This is a genomic window from Desulfamplus magnetovallimortis (genome assembly GCF_900170035.1).
Taxonomy (GTDB): Bacteria; Desulfobacterota; Desulfobacteria; order Desulfobacterales; family Desulfobacteraceae; genus Desulfamplus; species Desulfamplus magnetovallimortis.
Genome location: NZ_LT828580.1, coordinates 1,479 through 4,524, shown reverse-complemented (window position 1 = coordinate 4,524; position 3,046 = coordinate 1,479). Strand labels below are relative to the sequence as shown.

At 50.0% G+C, this 3,046-nt stretch carries 1 rRNA gene; it reads right to left on the bottom strand.

Annotated elements, in window-relative coordinates:
* Positions 1 to 42 precede the first annotated feature (42 nt).
* Positions 43 to 2,996 (bottom strand): 23S ribosomal RNA (locus tag MTBBW1_RS26965).
* Positions 2,997 to 3,046 lie beyond the last annotated feature (50 nt).

The following is a 3,046-nucleotide window of genomic DNA, read 5'->3' as shown; positions in this document are numbered from 1 at the left end:
ATCTTCACATTAAAACGTTTAAACCTAAATTGGTTTTTAAAAGTGGCCAAGCCTCACGACCTGTTAGTACCGGTTAGCTTAACACATTACTGTGATTACACACCCGGCCTATCTACCTTGTAGTCTTCAAGGGGTCTTTAGTCTATAAATAGATGGGATATCTTATCTCGAAGTTGGCTTCCCGCTTAGATGCTTTCAGCGGTTATCCTTTCCAAACTTGGCTACCCTGCTATGCCGCTGGCGCGACAACAGGAACACCATTGGTTTGTCCATTCCGGTCCTCTCGTACTAGGAACAGAGCTCCTCAAATATCCTGCGCCCACGAAAGATAGGGACCAAACTGTCTCACGACGTTTTAAACCCAGCTCACGTACCACTTTAATCGGCGAACAGCCGAACCCTTGGGACCTGCTCCAGCCCCAGGATGTGATGAGCCGACATCGAGGTGCCAAACCGCCCCGTCGATGTGAACTCTTGGGGGCGATAAGCCTGTTATCCCCGGCGTACCTTTTATCCGTTGAGCGACGGCCCTTCCATGCAGAACCGCCGGATCACTAAGACCTACTTTCGTACCTGCTCGGAATGTCTCCCTCGCAGTCAAGCTCCCTTATGCCTTTACACTCTCGGGCTGGTTTCCAATCAGCCTGAGGGAACCTTCGCGCGCCTCCGTTACTCTTTGGGAGGCGACCGCCCCAGTCAAACTACCCGCCAGATACTGTCCCAAACCCCGATCAGGGGCCTTGGTTAGAACCATAGAATATAAAGGGTGGTATTTCAAGGGTGACTCCACAAAAACTGGCGTTCCTGCTTCTATGTCTCCCACCTATCCTGCACATTATATCCCAAAATCCAATGTCAAGCTGTAGTAAAGGTGCCGGGGTCTTTCCGTCTTTTCGCGGGTAGGCGGCATCTTCACCGCCATTACAATTTCGCTGAGTCCCTGGTTGAGACAGTGCGGAAGTCGTTACGCCATTCGTGCAGGTCGGAACTTACCCGACAAGGAATTTCGCTACCTTAGGACCGTTATAGTTACGGCCGCCGTTTACCGGGGCTTCGGTTCAATGCTTCGGTTGCCCTGACAAATCCCCTTAACCTTCCGGCACCGGGCAGGCGTCAGACCCTATACCTCGTCTTGCGACTTTGCAGAGTCCTATGTTTTTAGTAAACAGTCGCTACCGCCATTTCTCTGCGACCCTCATTCGCTTTGTGATGCTTGTCCACTCACAAATAAAGGCATACCTTATCCCTAAGTTACGGTATCATTTTGCCGAGTTCCTTAACCAGGGTTCTCTCAAGCGCCTCGGGATTCTCTCCCTGCCTACCTGTGTCGGTTTGCGGTACGATCACCCGTTATCTCGATAGAGGCTTTTCTTGGCAGCATGGGTGCAGTCACTTTATGGTCCTTACGAACCTCGTCATCACCTCTCGGCCTTGTGAAAGAACGGATTTACCTGCTCTTCCAGCCTACAGGCTTAAACCGCCTATTCCAACAGACGGATGACTTGCCCTCCTGCGTCCCCCCTTCTCTCAAACGATAACTAAGGTGGTACAGGAATTTTAACCTGTTTTCCATCACCTACGCCTTTCGGCCTCGGCTTAGGGATCGACTAACCCTGAGAAGATTAGCTTTACTCAGGAAACCTTGGGCTATCGGCGAGGGGGTTTCTCACCCCCTTTATCGCTACTCATGTCAGCATGGGCTCTTGTGTTTACTCCACATGACCTCACGGTCACGATTCTATACAAACACAATGCTCTCCTACCAATCAGTCATAAGACCAATTGCACACCTTCGGTACTATGCTTTAGCCCCGTTGAATTTTCGGCGCAGAACCACTCGACCAGTGAGCTATTACGCTTTCTTTAAAGGATGGCTGCTTCTAAGCCAACCTCCTGGTTGTCTGGGCATTTCCACATCCTTTCCCACTTAGCATAGATTTGGGGACCTTAGATGGTGCTCCGGGTTGTTTCCCTCTCGTCCGCGGAACTTAGCTCCCGCGGGCTGACTCCCACAATCTCACTTCTTCGGTATTCGGAGTTTGGTTAGGTTTGGTAATCTGGTGAGACCCCTAGCCCATCCAGTGCTCTACCCCCGAGAAGAAACTTGTGAGGCTATACCTAAATATATTTCGGAGAGAACCAGCTATCTCCAGGTTTGTTTGGCCTTTCACCCCTATCCACACCTCATCCGAACAGTTTTTAACCTGTGGCGGTTCGGGCCTCCACGCGATTTTACTCGCGCTTCACCCTGGACATGGATAGATCACCTGGTTTCGGGTCTACTCAACAAAACTTAATCGCCCTATTCAGACTCGCTTTCGCTACGGTTCCACCTTACGGCTTAACCTTGCTTCGTTAAGTAACTCGCTGACTCATTATGCAAAAGGCACGCGGTCACTCCGGCTAACGCCAAAGCTCCCACTGTTTGTAAGCAAACGGTTTCAGGTACTATTTCACTCCCCTCACAGGGGTGCTTTTCACCTTTCCCTCACGGTACTTGTTCGCTATCGGTTGCCAGGTAGTATTTAGCCTTGGAAGATGGTCCTCCCAGATTCAGACAGGGTTTCTCGTGTCCCGTCCTACTCAGGTGCCGATCGTGCCTCATTCAATTTCAGATACAGGGCTTTCACCTTCTCTGGCTGAGCTTTCCAGCTCATTCTCCTATCAAATTAAGGTTCACTTATGATCGGTCCTACAACCCCATTAACCCGGAAGTCAATGGTTTGGGCTCTTTCCCGTTCGCTCGCCGCTACTTGGAAAATCGTTTTTACTTTCTTTTCCTGGGGGTACTAAGATGTTTCAGTTCTCCCCGTTCGCCTCCATACACTATTTATTCATGTATGGATGTCACAGCATTAACCGTGACAGGTTTCCCCATTCAGAAATCTCCGGATCTATACTTGTTTAGCAGCTCCCCGAAGCTTATCGCAGCTTTCCACGTCTTTCTTCGCCTCCTGGCACCAAGGCATCCACCGTTTGCCCTTCATAGCTTGGCCACTATAAAATACACAAATAAGTTTAAACGCTTTGATGTGAACATATTGCT